23 protein-coding genes and 4 pseudogenes are annotated in these 25,640 nt (G+C 61.8%); 11 read left to right on the forward strand and 16 right to left on the reverse strand.

The features are described from left to right. Nucleotides 1–144 precede the first annotated feature (144 nt). Nucleotides 145–1,596, forward strand: a complete 1,452-nt coding sequence (locus ACZ1HA_RS21170; RefSeq protein WP_472715439.1) for an ABC transporter substrate-binding protein — start codon at nt 145–147, stop codon at nt 1,594–1,596. A gap of 196 nt (nt 1,597–1,792) precedes the next feature. Beyond that, nucleotides 1,793–2,002, forward strand: coding sequence for a hypothetical protein (locus ACZ1HA_RS21175; protein WP_436399622.1), 210 nt, complete (start codon nt 1,793–1,795; stop codon nt 2,000–2,002). Here the strand turns inward: ACZ1HA_RS21175 and ACZ1HA_RS21180 are convergent. Continuing rightward, nucleotides 1,999–2,349 carry a TraR/DksA family transcriptional regulator gene (locus tag ACZ1HA_RS21180; protein WP_472715410.1) on the reverse strand — a complete coding sequence of 117 codons (351 nt, stop codon included), beginning with the start codon at nt 2,347–2,349 and terminating at the stop codon, nt 1,999–2,001. The genes ACZ1HA_RS21175 and ACZ1HA_RS21180 overlap by 4 nt on opposite strands. A gap of 30 nt (nt 2,350–2,379) precedes the next feature. After that, a complete protein-coding gene (locus ACZ1HA_RS21185; protein WP_472715411.1) occupies nt 2,380–3,492 on the reverse strand; it encodes an acetoin utilization protein AcuC in 1,113 nt (370 codons plus the stop codon). Between the two features lie 76 nt (nt 3,493–3,568). On the opposite strand from ACZ1HA_RS21185, the gene ACZ1HA_RS21190 reads away from it, so the two are divergent. From ACZ1HA_RS21190 to ACZ1HA_RS21220, 7 genes and pseudogenes are all read left to right on the forward strand, one after another. Beyond that, nucleotides 3,569–4,516: an ABC transporter permease gene (locus ACZ1HA_RS21190; RefSeq protein WP_472715440.1), complete on the forward strand. Its 948-nt coding sequence runs from the start codon at nt 3,569–3,571 to the stop codon at nt 4,514–4,516. Beyond that, complete coding sequence (locus ACZ1HA_RS21195) at nt 4,513–5,328, forward strand: ABC transporter permease (protein WP_472715412.1); 816 nt, start codon at nt 4,513–4,515, stop codon at nt 5,326–5,328. The genes ACZ1HA_RS21190 and ACZ1HA_RS21195 overlap by 4 nt, the downstream gene beginning before the upstream one ends. Beyond that, entirely contained in the window at nt 5,325–6,932 is a 1,608-nt protein-coding gene (locus tag ACZ1HA_RS21200) for an ABC transporter ATP-binding protein (RefSeq protein WP_472715413.1), read from the forward strand. The genes ACZ1HA_RS21195 and ACZ1HA_RS21200 overlap by 4 nt, the downstream gene beginning before the upstream one ends. Further along, complete coding sequence (locus tag ACZ1HA_RS21205) at nt 6,925–7,455, forward strand: GNAT family N-acetyltransferase (protein WP_375227320.1); 531 nt, start codon at nt 6,925–6,927, stop codon at nt 7,453–7,455. Before ACZ1HA_RS21200 ends, ACZ1HA_RS21205 begins: the two co-directional genes overlap by 8 nt. Continuing rightward, nucleotides 7,439–8,185: an SDR family oxidoreductase gene (locus tag ACZ1HA_RS21210; protein WP_472715414.1), complete on the forward strand. Its 747-nt coding sequence runs from the start codon at nt 7,439–7,441 to the stop codon at nt 8,183–8,185. The genes ACZ1HA_RS21205 and ACZ1HA_RS21210 overlap by 17 nt, the downstream gene beginning before the upstream one ends. Beyond that, nucleotides 8,182–8,533: pseudogene (locus ACZ1HA_RS21215) on the forward strand (cupin domain-containing protein). Before ACZ1HA_RS21210 ends, ACZ1HA_RS21215 begins: the two are co-directional and overlap by 4 nt. A gap of 9 nt (nt 8,534–8,542) precedes the next feature. Next, nucleotides 8,543–9,544 carry a P1 family peptidase gene (locus tag ACZ1HA_RS21220; protein ID WP_472715415.1) on the forward strand — a complete coding sequence of 334 codons (1,002 nt, stop codon included), beginning with the start codon at nt 8,543–8,545 and terminating at the stop codon, nt 9,542–9,544. Here the strand turns inward: ACZ1HA_RS21220 and dxs are convergent. The 14 genes and pseudogenes from dxs to ACZ1HA_RS21290 all read right to left on the reverse strand — a co-directional run bounded on the left by dxs (nt 9,541) and on the right by ACZ1HA_RS21290 (nt 23,098). After that, nucleotides 9,541–11,478 (reverse strand): 1-deoxy-D-xylulose-5-phosphate synthase, encoded by a 1,938-nt coding sequence (gene dxs, locus ACZ1HA_RS21225; RefSeq protein WP_436399620.1) that lies wholly within the window; start codon nt 11,476–11,478, stop codon nt 9,541–9,543. The two genes, ACZ1HA_RS21220 and dxs, sit on opposite strands and share 4 nt — an antisense overlap. 219 nt (nt 11,479–11,697) lie before the next feature. After that, nucleotides 11,698–12,813 carry a photosynthetic reaction center cytochrome PufC gene (gene pufC / locus ACZ1HA_RS21230; RefSeq protein ID WP_375227324.1) on the reverse strand — a complete coding sequence of 372 codons (1,116 nt, stop codon included), beginning with the start codon at nt 12,811–12,813 and terminating at the stop codon, nt 11,698–11,700. A 2-nt stretch (nt 12,814–12,815) separates the two neighbouring features. After that, nucleotides 12,816–13,811: a photosynthetic reaction center subunit M gene (gene pufM / locus ACZ1HA_RS21235; protein ID WP_472715416.1), complete on the reverse strand. Its 996-nt coding sequence runs from the start codon at nt 13,809–13,811 to the stop codon at nt 12,816–12,818. Nucleotides 13,812–13,813: 2 nt separating this feature from the next. Next, entirely contained in the window at nt 13,814–14,662 is an 849-nt protein-coding gene (gene pufL, locus ACZ1HA_RS21240) for a photosynthetic reaction center subunit L (RefSeq protein ID WP_375227326.1), read from the reverse strand. A gap of 245 nt (nt 14,663–14,907) precedes the next feature. Continuing rightward, nucleotides 14,908–15,066: a light-harvesting antenna LH1, alpha subunit gene (gene pufA, locus ACZ1HA_RS21245; RefSeq protein WP_187429532.1), complete on the reverse strand. Its 159-nt coding sequence runs from the start codon at nt 15,064–15,066 to the stop codon at nt 14,908–14,910. A 12-nt stretch (nt 15,067–15,078) separates the two neighbouring features. After that, nucleotides 15,079–15,225: a light-harvesting antenna LH1, beta subunit gene (gene pufB, locus ACZ1HA_RS21250; protein WP_375227327.1), complete on the reverse strand. Its 147-nt coding sequence runs from the start codon at nt 15,223–15,225 to the stop codon at nt 15,079–15,081. Nucleotides 15,226–15,410: 185 nt separating this feature from the next. Beyond that, the gene (gene pufQ, locus ACZ1HA_RS21255) at nt 15,411–15,665 is read right to left on the reverse strand and encodes a cytochrome PufQ (protein WP_375227328.1); all 255 of its coding nucleotides are present in this window, start codon (nt 15,663–15,665) and stop codon (nt 15,411–15,413) included. Further along, nucleotides 15,662–17,137 carry a chlorophyllide a reductase subunit Z gene (gene bchZ / locus ACZ1HA_RS21260; RefSeq protein ID WP_472715417.1) on the reverse strand — a complete coding sequence of 492 codons (1,476 nt, stop codon included), beginning with the start codon at nt 17,135–17,137 and terminating at the stop codon, nt 15,662–15,664. The genes pufQ and bchZ overlap by 4 nt, the downstream gene beginning before the upstream one ends. A gap of 157 nt (nt 17,138–17,294) precedes the next feature. After that, on the reverse strand, nt 17,295–18,866 hold the full coding sequence (bchY, locus tag ACZ1HA_RS21265) for a chlorophyllide a reductase subunit Y (protein ID WP_472715418.1): 1,572 nt from the start codon (nt 18,864–18,866) through the stop codon (nt 17,295–17,297). Beyond that, nucleotides 18,863–19,039 carry a hypothetical protein gene (locus ACZ1HA_RS21270; protein WP_375227330.1) on the reverse strand — a complete coding sequence of 59 codons (177 nt, stop codon included), beginning with the start codon at nt 19,037–19,039 and terminating at the stop codon, nt 18,863–18,865. Before ACZ1HA_RS21270 ends, bchY begins: the two co-directional genes overlap by 4 nt. Beyond that, the gene (locus tag ACZ1HA_RS21275) at nt 19,026–20,027 is read right to left on the reverse strand and encodes a chlorophyllide a reductase iron protein subunit X (RefSeq protein ID WP_375227331.1); all 1,002 of its coding nucleotides are present in this window, start codon (nt 20,025–20,027) and stop codon (nt 19,026–19,028) included. The genes ACZ1HA_RS21270 and ACZ1HA_RS21275 overlap by 14 nt, the downstream gene beginning before the upstream one ends. Continuing rightward, nucleotides 20,024–20,966: pseudogene (gene bchC, locus ACZ1HA_RS21280) on the reverse strand (chlorophyll synthesis pathway protein BchC). Before bchC ends, ACZ1HA_RS21275 begins: the two are co-directional and overlap by 4 nt. Nucleotides 20,967–21,090: 124 nt before the next feature. Continuing rightward, a pseudogene (locus tag ACZ1HA_RS21285) lies at nt 21,091–22,219 on the reverse strand (methyltransferase). Further along, a pseudogene (locus ACZ1HA_RS21290) lies at nt 22,212–23,098 on the reverse strand (polyprenyl synthetase family protein). Before ACZ1HA_RS21290 ends, ACZ1HA_RS21285 begins: the two co-directional pseudogenes overlap by 8 nt. Nucleotides 23,099–23,191: 93 nt before the next feature. Here ACZ1HA_RS21290 and crtD point away from each other — a divergent pair. Both crtD and crtC read left to right on the forward strand, forming a co-directional pair. Beyond that, on the forward strand, nt 23,192–24,742 hold the full coding sequence (crtD, locus tag ACZ1HA_RS21295) for a 1-hydroxycarotenoid 3,4-desaturase CrtD (RefSeq protein ID WP_472715419.1): 1,551 nt from the start codon (nt 23,192–23,194) through the stop codon (nt 24,740–24,742). Continuing rightward, nucleotides 24,739–25,611, forward strand: a complete 873-nt coding sequence (crtC, locus tag ACZ1HA_RS21300) for a carotenoid 1,2-hydratase (protein WP_472715441.1) — start codon at nt 24,739–24,741, stop codon at nt 25,609–25,611. The genes crtD and crtC overlap by 4 nt, the downstream gene beginning before the upstream one ends. Nucleotides 25,612–25,640 lie beyond the last annotated feature (29 nt).

Raw genomic sequence — 25,640 nt, forward strand, 5'->3', positions numbered from 1 at the left:
CTGCGAGCGCCGGATACCACGGATGCGGCGGGAATCCACGCGCTGATGCACAAACCCACCCTTGATTGACGTAATGTTTGTTGGAACACTGACCCCAGTCACAGCAAACGGGGGATCCTCATGCAGATGTTTCAACGCGGCCTTATGGGCCTCGCACTTGCCACCGCAGCATTCAGCGCTCAGGCGCAGACAGACATCACGGTCGCGCTGCAGCTGGAGCCACCGCATCTTGATCCCACCTCTGCCGCCGCAGGCGCGATCGATTCAGTTCTTTATTCCAACGTTTTTGAGGGGCTGACGCGGTTCATGGCGGACGGGTCCGTCGTTCCGGGCCTTGCGAAATCCTGGGAGATTTCGGATGACGGGCTGACCTACACCTTCGCCCTGCGCGATGGGGTCACTTTCCACGACGGCTCGACCATGGATGCAGAAGACGTCAAATTTTCACTCGACCGTATCCTGACCGAAGACAGCGCCAATGCGCAGAAGGCTCTGTATGCCGCGATATCATCTGTCGAGGTTGTGGACCCGCTGACGGTGCGCCTGACCCTGTCAGAGCCCAACGGCAACATGCTCTTCAACCTGGCCTGGGGGGACGCCGTGATCGTGGCCCCGGAAAGCATTGAGAACATCAAACAGCAACCCATCGGCACGGGTGCTTTCCGGTTTGTCGAATGGGTTCAGTCAGACCGCATCGAACTGGTCCGCAACGATGCCTACTGGGGCACACTTGCCGTGCTTGAGGCCGCGACGTTCAAATTCATTTCTGACCCGACCGCTGCCTTTGCCGCCGTGATGGCCGAAGATGTGGACTATTTCTCGGCCTTCCCGGCGCCGGAAAACCTGCCCCAGTTCGAGGCAGACCCCCGTTTTCAGGTTCTGGTGGGCTCGACAGAGGGCGAAACCATCCTGAGCACCAACAACAAAATGCCACCCTTTGATAATCCGCTGGTGCGCCAGGCTGTGGCGCATGCCATTGACCGGCAGGCGATCATTGACGGCGCAATGTTCGGCTACGGTACCCCGATCGGTACGCATTTCGCGCCGCATAACCCGGCCTACGTCGATCTGACCGGCCAGTCCGCTTATGATCCGGAGAAGGCAAAGGCGCTGCTGACAGAGGCCGGCCTGTCCGATGGGTTTGAAACCACGCTCTACCTGCCGCCGCCGTCCTATGCCCGTCGTGGCGGTGAAATCATTGCTGCACAGCTGGCTCAGGTCGGGATCACGGCAAAGATCACCAATGTGGAATGGGCACAGTGGCTGGAATCTGTTTTCAGGGGGAAGAACTTCGGCCTGACCATCGTCAGCCACACAGAACCCATGGACATCGGCATCTACGCCAACCCGGACTATTACTTCCAGTACGACAACCCGGACTTCCAGGCGCTGATCACCGACCTGAACAGCACAACCGATCCGGACAAGCGCACCAGCATGATGCAGCAGGCTCAGCAGATCATCGCGGATGACTACGTGAACGGTTATCTCTTCCAGCTGGCCAATACATCCGTCGCACGCGCCGAACTGCAGGGCCTCTGGGCTAACGCGCCGACTCAGGCGACCGATCTGACCGCCGTAAGCTGGGCGGAATAGGATACGCCAGCGTACTGAAAAGTTAACGTCCTGCACCGGATCGACCGTTTATGAAACCAGCCTGCTCAATAACCGGGCAGGCTGGCACAGATGACCGGAAAACAGGCAATTCACCCTTGTTTGCCGTGACTCCTACTACCCTGAGGTGTATTCTAACCGCACAACGCCCACACTTTTTTCCCGGGAGGAGAGAAACTTGGACGACCTTGAAGTGCGCATTTCGAAACTACAGCAACAGGTGGACCACGCTGACGACGCAGAACGCATCAGACTGCAGCCCCAGGTGGCCCGCGTTGTTGCAACACTTTCATCCAGAGGACGTGCGGTGCCGGCAACACTGCGCCGGATGAACCTTATCCTGACCGAAGAAGCGCAGGACGACATGTTCGACAACATGCCCGTCTAACGCGCGCATTCCACGCATCGCAGCACGGCTGGGTCCAGATCCAGCCGTTTTACGCCGATAAATTCCCCACAGTCATCGCACCAGCCGAAATCGCCGGTATCCAGCCGCTCCAGTGCCGCTGCGACAGCGCGGGCGCGGGCATCCCTGCGGCCCTGCATCGCAACGGCCATCGCCTGCCCCTGCAGGGCGTCCATGCGGGACAGACGGCCAACGCTCTGCTGATCCAGCACGACAGGCCGGCGGTCGGCTTCTGTCTGGTCACCCGCATCGCTGAGCGCCCTCAGTTCCCCGCGCAGCAGTTCGGCGTATCGTTCGCGGCAGGCGTCCTCTGAAAGCTCTGTGCTCATCCAAGCAGCATCGCAGGGAACCTTCCGGTGTCAAATCCCCCGCGCACGCAAAACCGCGACCCGCTCCCGGATTTCGTCACGAACCGGTCCGTCGCGCGGTGCGTCCCGCAGGGTGGTGAACCAGTGTTCCGGCGGGTTTTTACCCCGGCGGTTGCCCTCGAACGTCAGCGCCCGCAGGACATTCTCTGCCTCTGCGGGCAATCGATCCGGAATATCGTGCCCGTTCAGAGTCGCCCAGACGCCGGTCCAGAGGCGGCCAACCGACCACGGGTTATACCCGCCACCGCCCAGAACCAGAAAACGCGGCGCAATACCCATCAGCGCCTGCACCACCGCCCAGTGGGCGTTATTGCTCAGCGACAAATGCGCCAATGGGTCCTCTTCGACACCATCGGCCCCACAGAGCAGGACAACTGCATCCGGACGGAACGCTGCCACCTTCGGCAGGATCAGCTCTTCGCGGATGAAGGTCATTTCCGTGTCGTTCAGACCCCGCGGCACCGGCAGGTTCAGCCCCGATCCCCCCGCGTCGTCGTCCAGCGGACCCGTCCGCGGCCACAGGCGCTCTTCGTGAACCGAAATCATCAGACAGTCAGGATCGCCATGAAACCCCACCGCCACACCATCGCAATGGTGCGCATCAATATCCACATAGGCAATCCGCTGCGCCCCGTTGCGCCGCAGACTGATCATGGCGAGAACCGGATCATTCAGATAACAGAAACCGTTGGCACGGTCCGGCATCCCATGGTGCGTTCCTCCGGGCGGATTGTAGATTACGCCCCCGTCCCGCAGCAACTCACCCGCCAGCAGCGACCCACCTGCCGCTGTTGCAGGCCGTCGGAAGATTTCCGGATACACCGGATTGGTCACCGACCCGATATCATGACAGCGCGTATCCTCAGGCGTTGCTTCCTGGGTTGCCTCGACCCGCTGCAATGCCTGCAGATAGTCAGGCGTGTGCCACACCTCAAGCGCCTTCTGCCGGGCGCGGGGTGCGGTGATGAACTGCTCGCGCGGCAACCATCCCAGCGCACGCGACAGATCCATAACTGTGGAAACACGCGGCACCCGCAGCGGATGCCAGCGCCCATAGCTGGAGTGGCGGAATATTTCCGCACCGATGAAACGGGGCCTGTCCATGTCCGACAGATAACGCCTGCTGCCATGGCAACAACCCCTCTGGACCAGGGACGGGGTGCGGCCTAACCTGTCGGCAATGCTGCGCTATTTCATCAAACGCACCGGATCGCTGATCCTGAGCCTCGCGGTGGCGTCGCTGATCATCTTTACCGTGATCGAAATAGCCCCCGGCGATCCCGCTTCCTTTATGCTGGGCATCAACGCACAGCCTGAAACACTGGCCGCGCTGCGCAGCGAACTGGGTCTGGATGCGACAAAAGTGGAACGGTATTTTGCCTGGACCGGCGGGATGATAACCGGAGATTTCGGCACCTCCTACACCTACCGTACGCCTGTATCGCAGATGGTGGCAGACCGCATTGGCGTGTCCCTGCCTCTTGCGCTTTATGCGCTTGTGCTTGCCACCATCATCGCAATCCCCGCGGGCGTTTTCGCCGCCACCCGGCGCGGACAGGCGGCGGATACCGGTGTGATGGGGGCAACGCAGCTTGGGGTTGCTGTTCCGAATTTCTGGTTTGCCATGATGCTGGTGCTGGTATTCGCCATCCAGTGGCGGTGGTTTCCGGCCGGGGGCTTCCCGGGCTGGGACAAGGGTTTCGGCGGCGCGGTCCATGCGCTGACACTGCCTGCCATCGCGCTCGCCCTGCCCCAGGCTGCCATCCTGACACGTGTCATGCGGTCGTCCCTACTCGAAGTCATGGGCGAAGATTTCATGCGCACTGCCCGCGCCAAAGGTCTCAGCCGCCGCCAGACGGTCTGGCGCCACGGGTTGCGCAACGCCTTTATCCCCGTGCTGACGATCATCGGTCTGCAGTTCTCCTTTCTGTTCGCCGGAACGATTATCATCGAACAGGTTTTTTACCTGCCCGGTCTGGGTCGCCTGATTTTCCAGTCGATCTCTGCACGGGATCTGATCGTTGTCGAAAGCGTGGTCATGCTGGTGGTTTTTGCCGTGATCATGATCAACTTTCTGGTCGATCTGGCCTATGCGGCCGTCGATCCCCGGCTGAGGCAGCGCACATGAACCGTCAGCTGATGCTCGGCCTCGCCCTGTCAGGGTTTTTTATCCTGCTGGCCCTTTTGTCGCTGGTATGGACGCCGTTCGATCACACCGTTCTGAATATTCCGGAAAAACTGCAGCGCCCGGGTGGGGTACATCTGCTGGGAACGGATCATCTAGGCCGCGACATTCTCAGCATGGTGATGGTGGGCGCGCGTACTTCGGTGGCGGTGGCGCTGCTGGCACTGGCCATCGGGCTGAGCCTCGGTGTCCCGCTGGGTCTGGCAGCCGCCGCGCGCCGGGGCAGCTGGCTGGATGAATTCATCATGCGCGGCAATGACATCGTCTTTGCCTTTCCGCTGCTGGTCATGGCCATTCTGATCACCGCCGTTTTCGGCCCCTCAGCAGTCAATGCCATTGTCGCATTCGGGGTCTTCAATATTCCGGTCTTTGCGCGTGTCACCCGGGGCGCGGCCCTGCCGCTCTGGGAGCGCGAATTCATCCTGGCCGCGCGCGTCGCAGGCAAAAGCACGGCGCGCATCTCGGTTGAACACATCCTACCGAACGTAACCAATATGCTGATCGTTCAGGGCACTATTCAGTTTGCGCTCGGCATACAGGTCGAGGCGGCGCTCTCATTTGTGGGCCTTGGTGTTCAGCCCCCTACCCCATCACTGGGACGGATGCTGGCCGATGCCCAGACCCTTGTGACCCTGGCACCGCATCTGGCCATCGCACCCGGCGTGGCGATTATCCTGATTGTCCTCGGGCTGAACCTCGCAGGCGACGGGCTGCGCGATCAGCTTGACCCAAGGCTCAGGAGGCTGCGCACGTGAGCCTTCTGCGGATCGACGATCTCACCGTGCGGATCGGGGACACGAGTGTTCTCGACAGTATCTCGCTCCGTGTTGACCCCGGCGAAATTCTAGCCCTGACCGGAGAAAGCGGGTCCGGCAAATCCATGACGGCCCTTGCGGTGATGCAGCTGCTCCCACAGGGTGCCACAGCCTCAGGGCAGATCATGCTGGACGGTGCCGGACTGACAGATATGAGCGAGCCCGACCTTTGTGCCCTGCGCGGACGTGACATCGGCATGGTCTTTCAGGAACCGATGACGGCCCTGAACCCGGTGCAGACCATCGGCGCGCAGGTGGCAGAAAGCATTCGCCTGCATGACGGGACCGGCACCACGGACGCAATGCGGCGGGCGGCTGACCTGCTGGAACGGGTCGGTCTGTCGCAGGACCGCTTCCCGCTGAGCCGGTACCCGCATGAGCTTTCGGGCGGGCAGCGGCAACGCGTGGTGATTGCCATCGCCATTGCGATGAAACCCAGGCTGCTGATTGCCGATGAACCGACCACCGCGCTGGATGTGACGACACAGGCGCAGATCCTCGACCTGCTGCGCGGTCTTGTGCGCGAAACCGGCACCAGCATGATCATGATCACCCATGACCTGGCCGTCGTGTCGCAGATGGCAGACCGCATCGCGGTCATGAAGGATGGGCAGGTCGTGGAAACAGCGCCAACGGCAGAATTGCTCGCGCAACGCCGCCACCCTTACACACAAATGCTGCTCTCAGCCTCGACCCACAGTGTCAGCCTGCCGGAGACAGACCCCGGCCCGCCCCTTCTGGAGCTTGACAAGGTCTCGCGGAGTTATCCGGGCGCGCGGCAGGGTCTGTTTGCGAGGGCAGCCCCGACCCGGGCGGTGCGGAATGTGAGCCTCAGCATCCGCCGTGGCGAACGTGTGGGACTGGTTGGCGAGAGCGGTTGCGGCAAATCCACACTGACACGCGCGATCCTCGGTCTGGACCGGGTCGACACCGGACAGATTATGCTGGATGGCCAGCCCGTTTTCACCGATGGACGGCCTGACCGCGCCGTCCGCCGTCGCCTGCAGGTGGTGTTTCAGGACCCGTTCGGCAGCTTCAACCCACGCCACACCGTGGGGCGGCTGATCACAGAACCCTGTTTTCTGCTTGAGACACCATTGAGCGGCACACAGAAACAGGACGCCGTAGCGGCTGCTCTGACAGATGTGGGCCTCAATCCAGAGGATGGGGAGCGGTACATCCATGAATTTTCCGGCGGCCAGCGCCAGCGGATCGCCATCGCGCGTGCGCTGATCCTGCGGCCGGACCTGATCATCTTTGACGAGGCCGTATCCGCCCTCGATGTCTCCATCCGCGCGCGGATCCTCGATCTGCTGGCAGACCTCTGCCGCGCATATCACCTGACCTGGCTGTTCATCTCGCATGATCTGAGTGTGGTGCGCACAGTGACCGACCGGGTTCTGGTGATGCAGGCCGGCGAAATCGTCGAACAGGGGCCGACAGAAACAGTATTCAGTAACCCTTCCCACTCCTGTACACAGGAACTGCTTGCAGCGGCACCGGTACTGAACCAGCCCGCAGCAGAAGGTGGATTCCGTGTCTGAGATTACCCTGAAGACCATCAGCGCCGAAGACAACTTTGACGATGTCATGGATCTTGCCGAGCGTGCCCGCGACTACGTCATTCTGGAAATCGGCCACGCCCCGGACGAGGAATACGTCCGCCAGTTTTTTGAGGCAACGCCTCCTGATCTTGGACCGGAATGTCTGATCCACTTTGCCGTGATGGAAGGCGATGCCATTGCCGGGATCATCTGCATCGCTGACGGCTATGAGTTCCCCGAAGACTGGTGGCTGGGGCTGGTGCTGCTGGACCCCGCCTACCGCGGGCGTGGCATCGGCAAGAAAGCGATCGACCAGACCAAGGCACGCGCCGCAGCAGCAGGACGTCAGGCGCTGAAACTTGCTGTTCTGGATGCCAACATACGCGGCAAAATGTTCTGGGCCCGCGAGGGATTTGACCTGCACCGGCTGGCACCGGCCACCCCGGACAGTGACGGGCACAACAGGCTGGTGCTGTCCTGCCGCGTTGATACAGGAGAGTTTGATCATGCGACTGACAGATAAAACAGCAATCGTCACAGGCGGGGCATCCGGCTTTGGTGCCGGCATTGTGCGTAAATTCATCGCCGAGGGGGCGCAGGTCATGATCGCCGATGTCAACGCCACAGCGGCGGGGCAGCTGGCCGATGACATAGGGGGACAGGCCATTGCCTGCGGAGCGGACGTGGCCGATGGCGCATCTGTGGCGGCAATGACGGAAACCGCGCTGAAGGCCTGGGGACATGTGGACATTCTGGTCAACAATGCCGGGGTGACACACCTGCCCGGCCCGCTTGAAGATATCAGCGAAGAGGATTTTGACCGGGTCACTGCCGTGAACATGAAATCCGTCTACCTGACGGCCCGTGCCCTTGTGCCTCACATGAAAAACCGCCGGAAGGGTGCCATTCTGAACATCGCGTCCACGGCGGGCCTGTCACCCCGCCCAAAGCTGAACTGGTACAACGCCTCAAAAGGCTGGATGATCACCGCGACCAAAACCATGGCGGTGGAGCTGGCCCCCGATGGTGTGCGGGTGAACGCACTCTGCCCTGTAGCGGGCGAAACACCACTGCTCAAATCGTTCATGGGTGAGGATACGCCCGAAATGCGCTCAAAGTTTCTGGCTACGATACCCATCGGACGGTTTTCAACGCCTGAGGACATGGGCAACACCGCCTGTTTCCTGTGCTCAGACGAAGCATCCATGATCACGGGCGCGGCACTCGAAGTAGACGGAGGACGCTGCATATGAAGACGATCAACCTTCAGGAAAAAATCAACCTTTTTACCAGCCACTGGGACCCGCATGTGATCGCCGATTACAATGACAACGAGGTCATGGTCGTGCGGTTTCAGGGTGAGTTTCCATTTCATCTGCATGAAAACACGGATGATTTCTTTCTGGTACTTGAGGGTGAGATGGTCATGGATCTCGAAGACAGCACCCATGAAATCAAAGCCGGCGAACTGTTTATCGTGCCGAAAGGCGTCACGCACCGGCCCCGCGCGGCGCAGGAATGCAAAGTGCTGCTGATCGAACCCAGTGGGCGAACCCAACACCGGTGATGTGGCTACTGCCACCGCCAAACCGCGTATCTGAGGCGCCGGGATGCAACCGGGGACACGCAACCTGATCACAGATGTACCGGGCTTGCTGGTCGGCAACGCCCGGGATGACGGCCTGAAGTCCGGTGTTACGGTTCTGACTGCCGGGTCGCCTTTCTGTGCATCGGTACATGTGATGGGCGGCGCACCGGGAACACGCGAAACCGATCTGCTCGCACCGGACAAATCCGTTGCGGAGATCGACGCGCTGGTTCTGTCCGGCGGCTCCGCCTTTGGCCTCGATGCCTGTCAGGGCGTGGTCAGCGGTCTGCGCGCAGTGGGGCGCGGATTCTCCGTCGGCCCGGCGCGGGTGCCGATTGTGCCCGGTGCCATTCTCTTTGATCTGCTGAACGGTGGCGACAAGGACTGGCAGGACAATCCCTACCCGGACCTTGGGCGGCGCGCCTTTGATGCTGCATCGCCCGATTTCGCATTGGGGTCCGAAGGGGCCGGAACCGGTGCCACGACTGCGGTCCTGAAGGGAGGTCTGGGGTCTGCCTCGCTGGTTCTGGACAACGGTATCACTGTTGGCGCACTGGTGGCCGCGAACCCGATGGGCTCTGTGACAACGCCGGGCGAGCGCCACTTTTACGCAGCCCCCTTCGAGATCGGGCAGGAGTTCGGCGGCCTGGGTCCGGATACGCGCAGCGGTCTGGGACGGGATCTGCCGGGCCTGAAACTGGCGGCTTTCCAGGAACACGCCAACACGACGATTGCGATCGTTGCCACGGACGCAGCCCTGCACAAAGCCGGCTGTGAACGCGTTGCGATTGCGGCGCACGACGGCATCGGACGCGCGGTCGTCCCGGCGCACACACCCTCGGACGGGGATCTCGTCTTTGCTGTCTCAACAGGCAACAGACAGCTGGCGGAACCTACGCGTGATCTTGCACAGATCGGTCATGCCGCATCCCTGTGCCTGACACGCGCCATCGCGCGCGCGATCAGCGAAGCAAGTCCTGCACCCGGTGATCTGCTGCCCTGCTGGCGCGAGAAAAACAGCTAGCCGCGCTGGCTGTTCAGATCGATCACTTTCGCATCTTTGCCCAGCGTGCGCAGAACACTCTGTGTGATCCCCTGCGCATCAAGACCAGCATCGCGGTACATTTCCGCCGGTGAGGCCTGGTCAATGAAACGGTCCGGCAGGCACAGTGTCCGCACGCGACAACCGTGATCCAGCAACCCTTGCGCCGCCATCGCCTGCAGCACCATGGCGCCAAAGCCGCCCATCGCGCCCTGTTCTACGGTGATCAGCGCGTCATGCGACTGCGCGAGGCGGGCGATCAGCTCCATGTCCAGCGGCTTGGCAAACCGCGCATCCGCAATTGTGACGCTGATCCCGCTTGCTTCCAGTTCGGTGGCCGCAGCCTCACATTCCGTCAGATGTGTCCCGAGCGACAGCAGGGCAACATCGCCGGTACCTTCGCGGATCATGCGGCCCTTGCCGATTTCAATCACCCTGCCCCGCTCAGGCATTTCAGCACCTGTGCCATTGCCGCGCGGATAGCGGAAGGCAATGGGCCCCTCGTTATAGGCAACAGCAGTCGCCACCATGTGTTTCAGCTCGGCCTCATCAGCGGCGGCCATGACCACCATGCCAGGCAGCGCACCCAGGTATCCGATGTCAAAAGCGCCGGCGTGGGTCGCCCCATCGGCCCCCACCAGCCCCGCGCGGTCGATGGCAAAACGCACCGGCAGGCCCTGAAGTGCCACATCATGCACAACCTGATCATATCCGCGCTGCAGGAACGTCGAGTAAATGGCGCAGAAGGGTTTGAGCCCAGCGGCTGCCATACCGGCAGCAAAGGTCACGCCATGCTGTTCCGCGATACCGACATCAAAAACACGCGCAGGAAACCGTTTGGCCATCCGGTCCACGCCGGTCCCGCCCGGCATCGCCGCCGTGACCGCAACTACGGACGGGTCGCGCGCGGCCTCCTCGGTCAGCGTGTCGCCGAAGACCGCCGTATAAGAAGGCGCATTCGCGCGCGCTTTGGACTGCACCCCGGTGCCCACATCAAATTTGCTGACCCCATGGTATTTGTCTGCAGAGCCTTCCGCCGGCGCATACCCCTTGCCCTTGACCGTGCAGCAGTGGATCAGCACAGGCCCCGTGGCACGCGCCTTGGCGGCACGCAGCACGCTCAGCAGCTGACCCATGTCATGGCCGTCAATCGGGCCGATGTAGTCGAACCCGAGCTCCTCAAAGAAGGTGCCCCGGCTTTCCAGACCGGTGACCAGCTCGCGTGCCCGGCGGGCGCCTTCGCGCACCGGTTTTGGTGCCAGCTGCTCCATGCCCTCGGCCATCGCGACCAGCCCCCCGAACGGACCCACACGACTCAGATCGGACAGGCTGGACAGATAGGAGGACATCGCGCCCACGGGCGGGGCAATGCTCATCTCGTTATCATTCAGGATCACGAACATGCGGCGCCCCTCCGCACCGGCATTGTTGAGCGCCTCATAGGCCATGCCCGCACTGATCGAGCCATCCCCGATCACGGCAACCGCATCACCGGTCGGCTGACCCATGTCGCGCCCGACCGTAAAACCCAGAGCCGCCGAGATCGACGTGCTCGAATGGGCAGCGCCAAACGGGTCGTAGTCAGATTCGCTGCGCTTGGTAAAACCGCTGATCCCGCCCCCCTGCCGCAGTGTGTGCATCCGGTCGCGCCGCCCGGTCAGGATTTTGTGCGGATAACACTGGTGCCCCACATCCCAGATCAGCTTGTCGCGCGGGGTGTCAAATACCGCATGGATCGCCACACTCAGCTCAACCACGCCCAGCGAGGAACCCAGATGCCCTCCCGTGCGGCTGACAGCGGCGACAACTTCGCTGCGCAGCTCATCCGCGACAGATTTCAGTTCTCGGCCGCTCATGTTCCGCAGGTCTGCGGGGCCTGCAACGCGATCCAGCGTGGGGGTTTCATGGGTCGTCATGCGCACATCTCCTTCGCTGAGCAGCGGGCGGCCTTTGCCGGGGCCGGTTTCCCGCCGTTCTGAAAAAAGGGGTCGCATCGGTCAAAGCCGCTGCGACCCCAGGTTCCTGTAGCCAACAGGAAGGGAACCGGGGTGTTGAGACCCCGTGCAGGGACCAGGGAAGCCTCTGGTCCGTGCCTGGCTGAAGCGGGGGCGGGCCGGGAGGGGCCGCCCCGTCGCTCATTCGTAAACCGGCGCCTCGCTGGTCGCGAGCTCGGGCCAGTCGGCGATCACATTCATCCCCTGAAGCGGACGCTGATAGCCTTTGTGACAGGTTTTACAGGCCGCCTTGGGCGCATCAGCATAGATCGGGCCAAGGCGTTCAGGCGGGTATTCGGTTTCAAGCGGGATCAGATATTCCTGGTTCAGCTCAATCACCATCTGACGTCCCAGCAGGGCCGTGGACCACTGCGGTGTCACCTGGTCGGGGTCATAGAACGCCCGGCTGTTGTGACAGAACACACAGTTCACGCCGAGACTGTTCGAGAAATAGTTCATCAGCGAATAGGTCTGTTCGGCCTTCTGGATCGAGGCCACATCCTCGTCGTTGGGCACACCCTCAACACGGCTTTCCAGATCGTGCACGTTCACCGCTTCATAGTCGGTCAGATACACTTCCAGCGCGTTTGAGGGCAGCGAGGTGGACTGGCTCAGCGATGTTGCGCGGTTCTGGACACTTGCCCAGCCACCCGCGGCCTCGTTGACCGGGTTGATGTTGAACCAGATTTCCGACGGTACATTCTCGCCACGGTGACAGGTGTAGCAGTTCACACCAACCTCACCGACCGCATTCACGTGTCCGGACCAGTTCTCGTTGATGTTCTGCGTCATCTGGATCATCCGGCGCGACACTACCTTTGTGTACAGGTCGTCATTGCCGTATTCCTCCAGATCCACGTCACCATGGCAGTAGGCACAGCCTTCCTCCGGAGCGACCCATTGCGTCATGGCCGCCATGACCCGGTTGAAGTTGTCCTCTGTCAGATCCCCGAGTACCTGGACATTTTCGTAAATGTCCTTTGCCAGATCCTCGCCACCTTCGGGGACATAAGGCTCTTCGGTGTAGTAATCCTCGATCGTCGGGTCCGCGGCCAGCCGCGCCACGTTGAACTCAGGCACCGACATGCCAGTACCACGCGGGCCGGTCTGCAGGCTGGCCGTCTGCGCGGGATTGCCGAAGTTGATCACCATGACAGCCGCGAAAACAGCACCGCCGAGCACACCGAGAAGGATCGCGGGACCAAAGACATTGGTCGGGTTGTCCGCATTCCATTTGTCAAACCACTTGGGCAGCATGATCAGTTCTCCTTCCCGATAAAGGCTTCGTAGGAGCCGTAGTCGGCATATCCGTAGGAGCCGTCATACATGGGTGCAAAGTTGTGTTCCTGCGCCCAGATGAACCAGTTGTCGACGACCGTGCCGGTCAGCAGAATGCCGATGCCGCCGGTAATCGGGGTCAGCACCGCAAACCACCAGGCCCAGCGGTGAATGCCTTCCATTGTGGCGTTGAAGCCCATGGTCCAGCGCCAGAAGAGAGCCGCGCGTTCGGTCGCCGTTCCGCGATCGTAAATCTGCTCCAGCTCACGGTCGCCGCCATATCGCGTGACCGCCAGAATGGTCCCGCCGTGCATACAGAAGAGCAGCACAGAGCCATAAAGGAACACGATGCTCAGGCAGTGGAACGGGTTGTAGTAGAGGTTGCCATACCGGATCGAGAACGCCGTGGTCCAGTCAAGGTGCGGGAAGATGCCGTAAGGCACGGCCTCTGACCAGGAGCCCATCAGAACGGGGCGGAAAAGACCCAGAACAAGGAACAGCCAAACAGCTGCGGCATAGCCCCAGAAGATGTGCTTGCCCATCTTGTGCTGCTGCGCGAGCAGGTAGGCCCGCAGGAGCCAGGTCATCACCGACACCAGCAGAAAGAAACTGGCGATGATGTACCAGCCACCTTCGTCCAGCGGCGGCATCGACAGACCGTATTCCGGGCTGGGCGGTTCCAGCGCCAGCCAGAAAAGCTGCCGGATGAACTGCGGGATCGAGTAGCCGACCTGCGCCAGCATATTGAAGCCCACGATCACAAACCAGGCGATGCCCGTGGCAAAGGCCACCAGCGTGGTCCAGCCCACGTAATAGGGGCCGATCTGCGCATTTCCGAAGAGGCCGACAAAGGTGCTGAAGAAGGGTTTACCTGTCCGCTCCTCCATCATGTTGTTGCCCTGGTCGTCCATGCCCATCTCGGGCTTGCTCTGGACCTGCACCTGCGTGAAGATATTCTGATAGTCGGGGAACTTCATGATCACATCCCTCCTGCTGCGATGGGTTCACCCCAGATCGGAAGATCAAGCCACCAGTTCCACCATTCGGGCCAGCCGGCTGTCCAGACGGGACCGGAGATGATGATACAGACCGCCGAGAAGAACACCGCATTGATGGCCAGCAGGTAGCCCACGCGGTGGATACCAAGTGTGCCAACCGAATAGCCGATGAAGTCACGGAAGAACGTATCCTCGTGATCCGGCGTCTTGGCCTCTTCGCCCTTTTCCGGGTTACAGGCCGACAGGATCAGACCACCATGCAGTGCCAGTGCCAGGGTCGTCGTAAAGAACAGCGTGACCGCCAGCATATGCGCCGGGTTATAATGGAAATGCAGATAGGCGTAGCCGGTGTTGCTGACCCAGTCGAGGTGGCTGAAAATGCCGTAGGGAAAGCCATGCCCCCAGGCGCCCATCAGCAACGGCCGGAAGATCACCAGCGTGACATAGGCCAGGATCGCAAAGGCAAAACCGAAAGGCACGTGATACCCCATGCCCAGCTTGCGGCAGATCTCAACCTCGCGCAGCGCCCAGCTGATGAATGCGCCGGTGGCACAGATCGTGATGATCTGCCACAGACCGCCTTCCATCAGCGGTGCCAGCCCCAGACCATAGCTCAGATCGGGAGGCGCAATGTTTATGAGCCAGGGATTGAACGTCCCCTGCTGTGACGCGCCCCAGAAGATCAGGATGGTGCCCAGCAGGGCAAAAAACGCCGTCGTGACCCCGAAAAAGCCCACATAAAAAGGGCCCACCCAGAAGTCGAACAGATCGCCGCCGATCAGCGTCCCTCCGCGGACGCGATATTTTCTTTCGAAGCTGAGCAGTGCCATCTTCATTCTCCGCGTGTGTGCGGCGCGCCTTGTGTTGCCGGGGCCGGTGTGCAGCGCCCTGCCCCTTCGGGGACAGAGGCCCGGATCAGTTCCGGGGCACACGCCGGTCCACTGTCAGGCGGAGGCCGTCGTATTATTGCGTCAGTGTTCAGTTCGCCGCGGGCGGGCGGCGCACATGTGTCCGCCCGCAGCATTCTCCAGGTACTTGCGCACCGGTTCAGACAGTCCCTTGCCGGAAGCTGCCGTTACTGAGCAGACTGTGCTGCCAGTTCGAACCAGTTGAAGTGTTCCGTGCTCAGCAGGACGAGGTGGATCATCGCTGCCAGCAGGAAGAGGAAAACGCCCTGTGCAACAAACACACGACGCGGATCGAAGATGAGCCAGATCTTATAGAACTTTGCCATTTCCTGTTCCCCTTAAAACCACGGACGCCAGATGAACACTGCCAGGTGAGCGACAACGGCTACGGCTGAAAACAGCCAGAGCCCGCTCATATAGACAGCGTGCAATTCTTGCGCCTGCTCGTCGGTTAGACCTGTGAAAGACAGGTTGTTATCAGCCATAAAAATTCCTCCGGAACGTTATGCTGACGCCGCGCACCCCGCGGCCGGGTCCTTTGGGGGTCGCCCCCTCAGGGTCTCTGGAGCTCCGTTGCCGGATCTCCAGTCCATGTTCCCGGCAGGCGCACACACACCAGGAATTCGGGTCGCACCACAGGCGGGGCCTGCGCTTATGTGCGGAAAAAAGTTCACAGGCCGGCCGAAAAGATCATCGGTGTGATGATCTGTGCCTGGGTCCAGGCGCGTGCCATGGGGCCTTTTTCGGTGAAACTGCGGGACCGGATCGCGGCCAGCGCCCAGGTCAGCGTCGCCAGCGGGAGGGTCGCAAGAAAGATGATCGCGAAATAGACATTGAATTCGAGACCGTGCCGTCGGCGCGTGGTCTCACGCGGCGCATCAGATGCCCCTGTGGTGTCCATCATGTCCGATGTCATATCACTCATGTCCGATCCTCCAGATCAATGCCGGCAGATGCCGGGTCCAGCGCGCGCACGGTGTCGAGCACCACGCGTTCGTCTCCGGCGGCAAGTGCCGCCGCCTCAGCCGCATCGCGCAATGACTTGGCGGCCGAAATACGTGTCAGAATTGGGTGGGTTTCCACAATCCGGTCGAGCATGGCCTGCGCGTCCGGATCCCGAGGGAAATCGCGTCTCAGCGGCGTCAGCGTGGCGTCCGTCGCGTCCATTTCCGTGCCAAGCGGCAGAATGTGGAACAGCGCATCAAAGAGCCCGTTGCAGATTTCCTGAACCAGATAGGTCGCACCCGCATAGCCCATAAACGGGGTACCGGTATGCCGCCGGATCGCCGCCCCCGGGAAACTCGCAGGGATGAACGCAGGACTGGGTCCATGCCCGCCCTTCAGCTCTGCCAGATACATTTTCTCGTTGATCGACCCCATCACAATCAGGGGTCGTTTCTGCCCCATCAGGGCCCGCACTTCTTCATTGTTTGTCTTCTTCCCGGCCACCCGCGCGACGGCAAAGGCACAGGGCAGACCCATGTCATCCTCCAGAAACAGCCGGATGCCGCGCGCATAGGTCTCGTTTGCGACAACAGCGAAATTCGCGGTGGCAAAGAAGTCCTGCGTAACTGACCGCCACAGATCCCACACGGGTTTGATCGTGGAATGCTTCTCACGAGTGATAAAAGGTTCGGGGTCGAGGCCCACAAGGTTCCCCAGTGCGCGCAGGAACTTCGTGGTACTCTCGACCCCTATCGGAGCCTGGAGATACGGCTTGGCAAGAAGCTCGCATAGTCCACGCCCGAACTCGCGGTACATGCAGATATTCACATCCGCATTCACCAGATCTCTCATTTCGGCCACATGCGCGCCCAGTGGCATCACCATGTTGACCTCGCAGCCGATCCCCTCGACCAGCCTGCGGATCTCGGCCAGATCAGATGGCATGTTGAACGTGCCATACATCGGACCGAGGATGTTAACGCGGGGACGCGCACCTTCCCCGCGTTTCTTTTCGGGCGGCATCCGGCCTTTGGTCATACCGAATTCGGTAAAGATCCAGGTCATCGCCCGATCCGCCGCTTCCCACTGATCCTCATCAATGGTGCGCGGCAGGAATCTCTGAATGTTCGTGCCCTGCGGTGTTACGCCACCGCCGATCATCTCGGCGATCGATCCGGTGACCACCACAGCCGGCAGCGCCGGGTCCAGCGTATCCCAGGCACGCTTCATGCTCTCTTCGGTGCCCGCACCCATCTCGCCTTCGCCCAGACCGGTCACCACAATCGGCAACTCATGCGGAGGCAAAGCATCCGTATAATGCAGGACCGAAGTCACCGGCAGGTTCTCGCAACCCACGGGCCCATCAATCACCACCTGCAGACCTTTCACGGCACAGAAGGCATAGACAGCCCCCCAGTAACCGCCCGCACGATCATGATCTGTCACCAGCATCAGCAGAACCCTCCCTGCTTCTTCTGGCCCGAAATATCCCGGGGGAGCGCGCAGCGCGGGGGCAGAGCCCCCGGTCCTGTTCCAACCGGGCGCGAACCCAATGCGCTTTGCGCAACGCTGCCTCGCGCTGTGCGGGTTTATGTTCATAAACCCGCACTTAAACCATCCTCGCGGCTTCCGCCGCCCGCTTCTGCTTGTCCAGCTTCTTCTGATGCTGCGCGCGGAAGTCCGGACGCAGGTTTGGATCACCCTCCCAGACACCCGCGGTATCCGCGTGGCCGACGTCCTCGAAGAACGCCTTCATGCGGTCCATACGGCCTTTGTTTGCGATGGCCGCATTGATCACAGTTGCCAGTGAACCCGCGCCCGCCACACCCATCAGCGGCCTTGCCGAAATCAGGTTGGTGAAATAAAGCCCCGGAACACCCAGCTCCTTGGCCTTCTGCACCACTGGTGTCGTGCCAATGGCCAGGTCGGGTTTCACCGCTTCCATCGCCGCACAGTCATCTTCCAGCGATGCACGGTATTTCACCTGTACACCTTTGGCCTCCAGCCAGGCCGCATCCTCTGCGGACCATTCGGATTTCGCACAGGCCGTGCCGACATACGGCACCTTCGCGCCACTTTCGATCAGCAGGCGTGCCACCAGAAGCTCCGATCCCTCGTAGCCCGACAATGTGATTGTGCCGTCAATCGGGGTCGCAGCAAGCGCTCCCTGAATGGCGGGCAACACGGCATTCTGTGCCGCCGCGATCGCCTCGGCGGGGACACCATATGTCTCGCCAATTGCCTTCAGCCATGCGGCTGTCCCGTCATAGCCAACAGGTGCGGAGCCCACCACCGGGCGTCCGGCCGCGCGGAACTCCCGCACGGTATCGACATAGAACGGGTGGATCGCCGCCACGACCGAACAATCGAGCGCGGCATAAAGTTCCCGCCATTCGCGGCACGGCATCACCGGACCCGCAGCCAGACCCATCGGTGCCAGCATCTGCCCGATCATCATCGGATCCGCAGGGAACATTTCGCCCAGCAACGCCACGGTCGGCCGCGTAGATTTCCCGCCAACAGGTGCTGCAACAGGACCCGCTTCAACTTCTGCCCGGGCATACTTCAGCATGGCACCGGCCAGCACATCCTTGGCTTCGGCATGTGTCGGAACACCAAAACCAGGCACGTCTATTCCGACAATCCGTACGCCGTTGATCTCTTCGGGCAGCAGACGCAGCGGCACACCGCTGGCCGTCGGCACACACAGGTTCGTCACGACAATGGCATCGTACCGGTCCGGATCAGCCAGCTCATGCACGGAATCCCGGATGTCTTCATAGAGCTTGCCGGTAACGAGGCTCTCAGAGTTGAACGGCACATATCCGACCGACCGCCGCGCGCCGTAGAAATGCGACACAAAGGTCAGACCATAGACACAACAGGCAGAGCCGCTCAGGATCGTTGCGACCCGCTTCATACGAAGACCGACACGCAGGGAACCGAAAGCAGGACACATAGACTGCGGCTTGTCATGCGGACCCAGCGGGTAGTCCTCGCGGAATTTGTCCAGCAGTTCGGACTGGCCGGCTGCACGTGCCGCCTCGGCCATGTCCTCTCCCGAATGACAGCCCATTGCATCCGCAGGCGCCCCGGATGTCACCCGCGAGACGTCACCGTGCGGATGACCCCTGATCACCTCAACTTCGGACGCATCGTCATATGTGACTTCAGATTTCACTTGTCGGTGTCTCTCTGTTTTGGCGAGCCCATTCTGCTGATTTCCAGCAAAAGCTGTTTGGACTGCTCCAGAGTCTCCTGTCCCTGCTCAACGCACTCAATCGCACGCTGACCCAGCCAGCGGCTGCGCGCCGCTGTTTCCTCGCAGGCCCAGAAGATCTCAGGCTTCGTCATAGACCACTTCCAGCGATGGTTTCGGTGCAGCATTCTTGCCGCGCATATCTTCGTCTGATGCCGGCTCCAGCACGACATCGCCGCCGGTCTCGGACGCATCGAACAGCCCCAGCAGCCCGTCCTGATCCAGCGGCGCAGGGCGCATTGGCGGGGCTTCGGCGACATTCACACCCAGCTCTGCAAAGAGCGGGCCCCACTGGGTCTCCATCGATCCGACAATCTGATAGTTGGCGGATTTCCGGCGCAGGTCCTCGTCCGCCGGGATGGAGGCGAGGATCGGAATATCCACCGCTTCAGCAAAGGCCGCTGCTTCGCCGGTGCCGTCATCCTTGTTGATGACCAGACCCGCCACGCCTACGTTGCCACCCAGCTTGCGGAAATACTCCACCGCCGAGCAGACGTTGTTCGCGACATAAAGCGACTGCAGATCGTTTGACGCGACCAGGATGACCTTCTGCGCCATGTCCCGCGCAATCGGCAGACCAAAGCCACCGCAGACCACGTCGCCCAGGAAATCGAGCAGAACGTAGTCGAAATCCCAGTCGTGGAACCCGAGTTTTTCAAGCAGCTCAAACCCATGGATGATGCCGCGCCCGCCGCAGCCGCGCCCGACCTCCGGGCCGCCGAGTTCCATCGCAAATACGCCGCCGCGCTTGAAACAGACGTCTCCGATCTTCACCTCCTCGCCCGCCAGCTTCTTGCGGGTCGAGGTCTCGATGATCGTCGGGCATGCCTTACCACCGAACAGCAGGCTCGTGGTGTCCGACTTCGGATCACAGCCAATGAGCAGCACACGCTTGCCCTGTTCGGCCATCATGTGGCTGAGATTGGCCAGCGTGAAAGACTTGCCGATCCCGCCCTTGCCATAGATCGCGATGATCTGCGTTTTGGACGTGGGCTCGGACTGCGGCACTTCCAGTGTCGCCTCACCCGCTTCGTCCTTCAGACGGGCATCGTAATCCTTGAGGTTCGGAACTTCGTCCTTCATGCCACATCCTTCCAGTTCAGTATCATTTTGAGGCAGGACGGATCAGAGAACGCCCGCTCATAGGCCGCGGGCGCATCCGCCGCGCGGCTGGTATGCGTGATCAGCCCGTCAAGGCTCAGCAGCCCGGCCTCGACCAGCGCGCGCGTTGCGGCGAGATCGTCATGCGTCCATTCGGCGGCGACGCGGAAGCGCGCCTCTTTCATGAAGGCTGGCGGGAATGCGAAACTGATCGGGTCGGTGTAAAAGCCTGCGAGCACGATCTCGCCACCCTTGCCCATCCGGGCGACCAGTTCATTCAGCACACCGACACTGCCGGAGGCATCGTAGACGGACATGTAATCGCGCCGCGGATCTTCGGACGGGTCGATGACCTCATAGCCCTCCGCACCACTGCGGCGGTCAGGGTCGGTTTCCCAGACCATCGGCGCCGGAGCACCTGCTGCAATTGTCAGCCGGGCCAGCAAACGTCCCAGCACGCCGTGGCCCACAATCAGGTCCGGCACGGATTTGTTCAGCCCCGCCATCGAATGGCGCGCCGTCGCCGCCAGCGCCAGCAGCGCCCCTGCCGGGCCAAGCGTCGAGATCGATTCGCGTAACCCGGTCCGGCGCGGTCACTACGCGGGCCGCGGCACCACCGAAAAGCCCGAAGGCACCGTCATAGCAGTTTGCCCCCGGCACAAAGACCCGGTCGCCAGCGCGATAGCCGGACGCAGGCGACGCCTCGACGACCTCACCAACGGCTTCGTAACCGGGCACCAGCGGATAGCCCATGCCCGGAAAAGGCGGCATCTGCCCTGACCAGAAGAGTTTTTCGGTACCTGTGGAAATTCCGGAGTGGGAGATATCAACCACCAGATCATCCGCTCCGGGCGCCGTCAGCGCCAGGCTGTCGACATCCAGATCACGCGGACCCTTCAGCAGAACGGCGGTGGTTTCCAATGTTCTCTCCATCGTCTCTTTCGTGGGAACTGAACTGGATCAAAGACTCATGATCACGATCAGTCACAATTGTCAGTTTAAGCTTACATACTCAACTGTCAATTAAAATGGACACATGCTTCGATCAGTTATCAGGCTTCACCGCCGTCAGCGTCCGCGTGACATATGCCCGCGCCGGGGACGGGCTCTGAATAGCGGTGAATCCTGCCGCCTCGCACAGCGCTGTGATCTCACCGGGGGTACGTGTCCGGCCGGTTTGCATCGCCAGCGTATAAAAAGCGAAGTAGACATCGCCGGCTCTGTCGGGGGCACGGTCACCCCCCATAGGCTCTGATATGATCAGCCGGCCCCCCGCGGGCAGCGCGTCATAAACTGCGGCAAGCAAGGCTTCGACCGTCGCGTCTGTGTGATCATAGAGCACGCGGATCAGCGAAATCGCTTCAGCGCCCTCGGGCAAAGGATCATCCCGAAACGACCCCGGATGCAGGGTGACACGATCCGCCATCCCTGCTGCTTCGAACCGCGCAACAGCTCCGGGCGTGACCTGTGGCAGATCAAACAGCCCCAGCTCCATTCCAGGCCAGGCTTTACCCGCCGCTTCGAGAAACGCGCCGGTGCCCCCGCCGATATCGAGAAGCCGCGTAACACCTTTCAGAGAGACGGCGCGCAACGTGTCCTCTGCGACAAGCCGCTGGCTCTGAGCCATCAGATCCGAGTAGGTCTCGGCCACCGCCGGATCAATCTGACCCCGCGCGCCGAAGACATAGGGCCAGAACTCCGACAGTTCCGTCTGATCGGGCCCCCGCAGCAAAGCCACCGGGTCGGCCAGGTCGGCATAGAATGCGCGATGGTGCCGGATCATCGCCTCGAGCCCAGGCACGCCCATCAGCGCCGCACCCTTCCGCGCCAAGTGGTACCGGCCCGCCCGGTCGCGCCGCAACAGTTTCAGCGCTGCGGCACCGCGCAGCAGAATTTCCATCCGGTCGTGCGGGACATCGGTTGCGAGGCCCAGACGTTCCGCTGTCAGCGGACCGCCGCGCAGCCGCCGCAACAGGTCCAGTTCAACGACTGCCATCAGAACCTGGCTCTGAACGAGATCCCTGGACGATATCGAAGAGCACCGCCCCATCCCGCCGCGCCTGGCCCCGTGTCAGGGGAAAGCGGCTGGCCCAGCTCTGAAACCCGGGACGTGCAACCAGCCGGTTCAGCCAGCCCCCGCGCCACCCGGGAAGCTGTGCGCTCAGATCAGACATTGCCGGAACGTGCCGTCGCCGTTGCCGGTGCCACCGGTGTCAGACGTTCGGCGTATTTACGCACCATCTCTGCCAGCTGCGCTTCGCCCGGACAGGACGGGATCGATGCGATGGCACCGCCAAGAATGTCACGCAGCCGGGAGATCGCACCCTGTACACCCAGCAGCGTGACCGCATTGGGCCGCCCGTGCAGATCATCCTGGCCCGCCGGTTTGCCCAGGGTCTCCGCATCATAAAGCGCGTCGCGCAGATCGTCCGCCACCTGGAACGCCTCACCGATGCGGGCGCCCAGTTCAAACCAGGGCTCTGCATCCTGGCCTGCGGAAATCGCACCCATCTGCGTGGCGGCGATAAACAATGCGCCGGTTTTGGCCTGGTGATAGGCGGACAGGTCAATCTCTGCCTCGCTTTCCCACCCCTGACCCGCGCAGATCCCGCCCGGCATACCGGTACGCTGCGCCAGGGTCATGATCAGCTGCGCCACGCGGTCGGGTGCTGCGCCGGACTGGCGCGCAAGAATTTCAAAGGCCAGCACGATCAGGCTGTCACCTGTCAGAACGGCCAGCGGTTCGGAATAGGCTTTGTGCACAGACGGTTTGCCGCGCCGGATATCCGCATCATCGAAACAGGGCAGATCGTCATGCACGAGACTGGCGCAGTGTATCAGTTCGAGCGCCGAGGCTGCCGCATCCGACAGAGCCGGGCGGTCGTCTCCGCAGGCCATTGCAACCGACATACAGATCGTGGGCCTGATCCGCGCGCCACCTGGCTCTGTCGCATAGCCCAGTGCTGAGGCAAGCCGGGGTGGAACGGCCCCCTGCCCTGACCCACGGCCACTGACTGTGCAATTGCCGCCTCGATCCGCGCATTCATGCCCATCGGAAACTCCTTCTGACCTTATGTGTCATTTAATTACGACACTAAAGTGTAAATCATACTGGACAGTTTGGCTCAGTGAGTCAACAATCCCCTATGCACCTTCAAACCGCCCCTCTGCTGCCGGACCGCCCGCGCGCCATCGTCGTCGGCGCCGGCATTGCCGGTCTTGCGGCCACGCTGCGGCTTGCGGCGGGCGGTATGGCGGTCACCCTGCTGGAACGTCACGGTCACGCAGGCGGCAAGATCAGAACCCTGCCCAGCGATGCAGGGCCGGTTGCCGCCGGACCAACAGTGCTGACCATGCGACACGTTTTTGACGACCTTTTTGACGCTGCGGGGGCGCGGCTCGAAGATCACGTGACCCTGCACCGGCAAACAACCCTCGCGCGCCATTTCTGGCCCGACGGCAGCACGCTGGATCTCTTTGACGACCCGCAGAAAAGTGCTGCTGCCATTGACGGATTTGCAGGACCAAAGGCGGCTGATGAATTCCGCGCTTTCAATGCCCGGACCGCGCGGCTGTTTCAGGCCTTCGATGCGCCGATGATGCAGGCGGCAAAACCCCGCCTGTCAGAACTGGTGCCACATGTTCTGCACCAGCCAGACCTGATCCGGGCGATGTCGCCCCTGTCTTCTCTGCGCACCGCGCTGACCCGGCAGTTTTCTGATCCGCGCCTCGCACAGCTTTTCGGTCGCTATGCCACCTATGTGGGCGGCGCGCCGCACCTGAGCCCGGCGATCCTTTCCCTGATCTGGCAAGCCGAAGCTGCCGGCGTCTGGGTCGTCGAGGGCGGCATGCACCACCTGGCCGAAGCCGTGGCCACTCTTGCCAGGCGCAAAGGCGCAGACATCCGCCTGGGAGAGGATGTGAAAGAAATCTGCCTGAAAGGCGGCCAGGTAAACGGTGTAACGCTGTCCCGCGGGGCCTTTCTTGATGCGGATACCGTGGTCTATGCCGGGGACCCGCGTTCACTGGCCACCGGCAGGCTGGGCCGTGACCTGCAGCAGGTCGCACCACAGACAGCCAGCCTGCCCCGCTCTTTCTCGGCACGGGTTTACAGCTTTGCGGCACGCCCCGATGGACCGGCACTCGCGCATCACAACGTCTTTTTTGACGCCGATCCGGACGCGGAGTTTCTGGACCTCGAGGCAGGCCGGATTCCACGCGACCCCACACTCTACCTGTGCGCCTGCGACCGCGGCCAGGGCACAGCGCCCCCCACAACGGAACGTTTTGAGATCATCACAAACGCCCCGGCAACAGACACATTCGGCATTCCCGAGGACCTCGACCAATGGCATCATCAGATCATGCAGAAGATGGCGGGTTTCGGCCTGACTTTCAGCCCGGAACCGGCAGTGACGACAGTTACGACACCACAGACCTTCGCCAGGCTGTTTCCGGACACGCTGGGCGCGCTCTACGGCCAGACCCCGCACGGGATGACCGCCGCGCTGAAACGCCCGACAGCCCAGACATCTGTCCCGGGGCTCTGGCTGGCGGGGGGCGGCACGCACCCGGGTGCCGGTGTGCCCATGGCGACACTCTCCGCCCGGCACGCGGCCGCGGCGATCTTAAGCGACCAAACTTTGACATCCCCGTCGCGCCCAACGGCTATGCCTGGTGGTACGTCGACGGTCTGAGCGACTGCGGCACACGCGCGGTCTCTGTGATCGGTTTTATCGGCTCGGTCTTCTCGCCCTGGTACCGCTGGTCTGGGCGGAAAAACCCGCAGAATCATGTCTGTATCAATGTGGCAACCTATGGGCCCGGCGGGCGGTTCACCATGACGGATCGCGGTGAAAACGCCCTGCGCCAGACCGGCAGCCGGTTTCAGGTCGGCCCTTCGATGATGCGCTGGGATCAGGGCAGGCTTGTGATCGACATCGACGAAGTGTCCGGCCCGCCTATCATCAGCCGTATCCGCGGCACCATCACCGTGACCCCGTCTGCGGTAACTTCGGTTGAACTGCCGCTGACACCGGACGGTGCGCATATCTGGCGCCCCTTTGCGCCCTGTTCACGCATCGAGGTGAACATCGACAGACCCGGCTGGCAGTGGCAGGGCGAAGGCTATTTCGATGCCAATTTCGGGACCCGCGCGCTGGAAGAGGACTTCACCTACTGGACCTGGGGCCGCTATCCCACGTCGCGAGGGGCGACCTGTTTTTATGACGCCACCCGGCTGGACGGGTCAGAACTGGCCGCCGGTTTCCGTTTCGATCACCAGGGTCAGGCCGCAGCGATCCCCCTGCCCCCCAAAGCGCGCATGCGCCGCAGTCTCTGGGCCGTCGCCCGCGAAACCCGGGCTGACGCCGGGGCGCGCGCAAGACAGAAACTGAATATGCTGGATGCTCCGTTTTATTCGCGCTCTGCAGTGGAAACGGTGCTCGACGGAGAACGGACCACCGGCGTGCATGAAGCGCTGGACCTGCGGCGCTTCCGCTCCCCGCTTCTCAAACCGATGCTGGCGGTGCGGGTGCCGAGGCGCAGAAACTGGAACTGGGCCTGAACGACAGGGATTATACCAGCCGGGCATGT

It is taken from the genome of Roseobacter sp. S87, assembly GCF_055693285.1.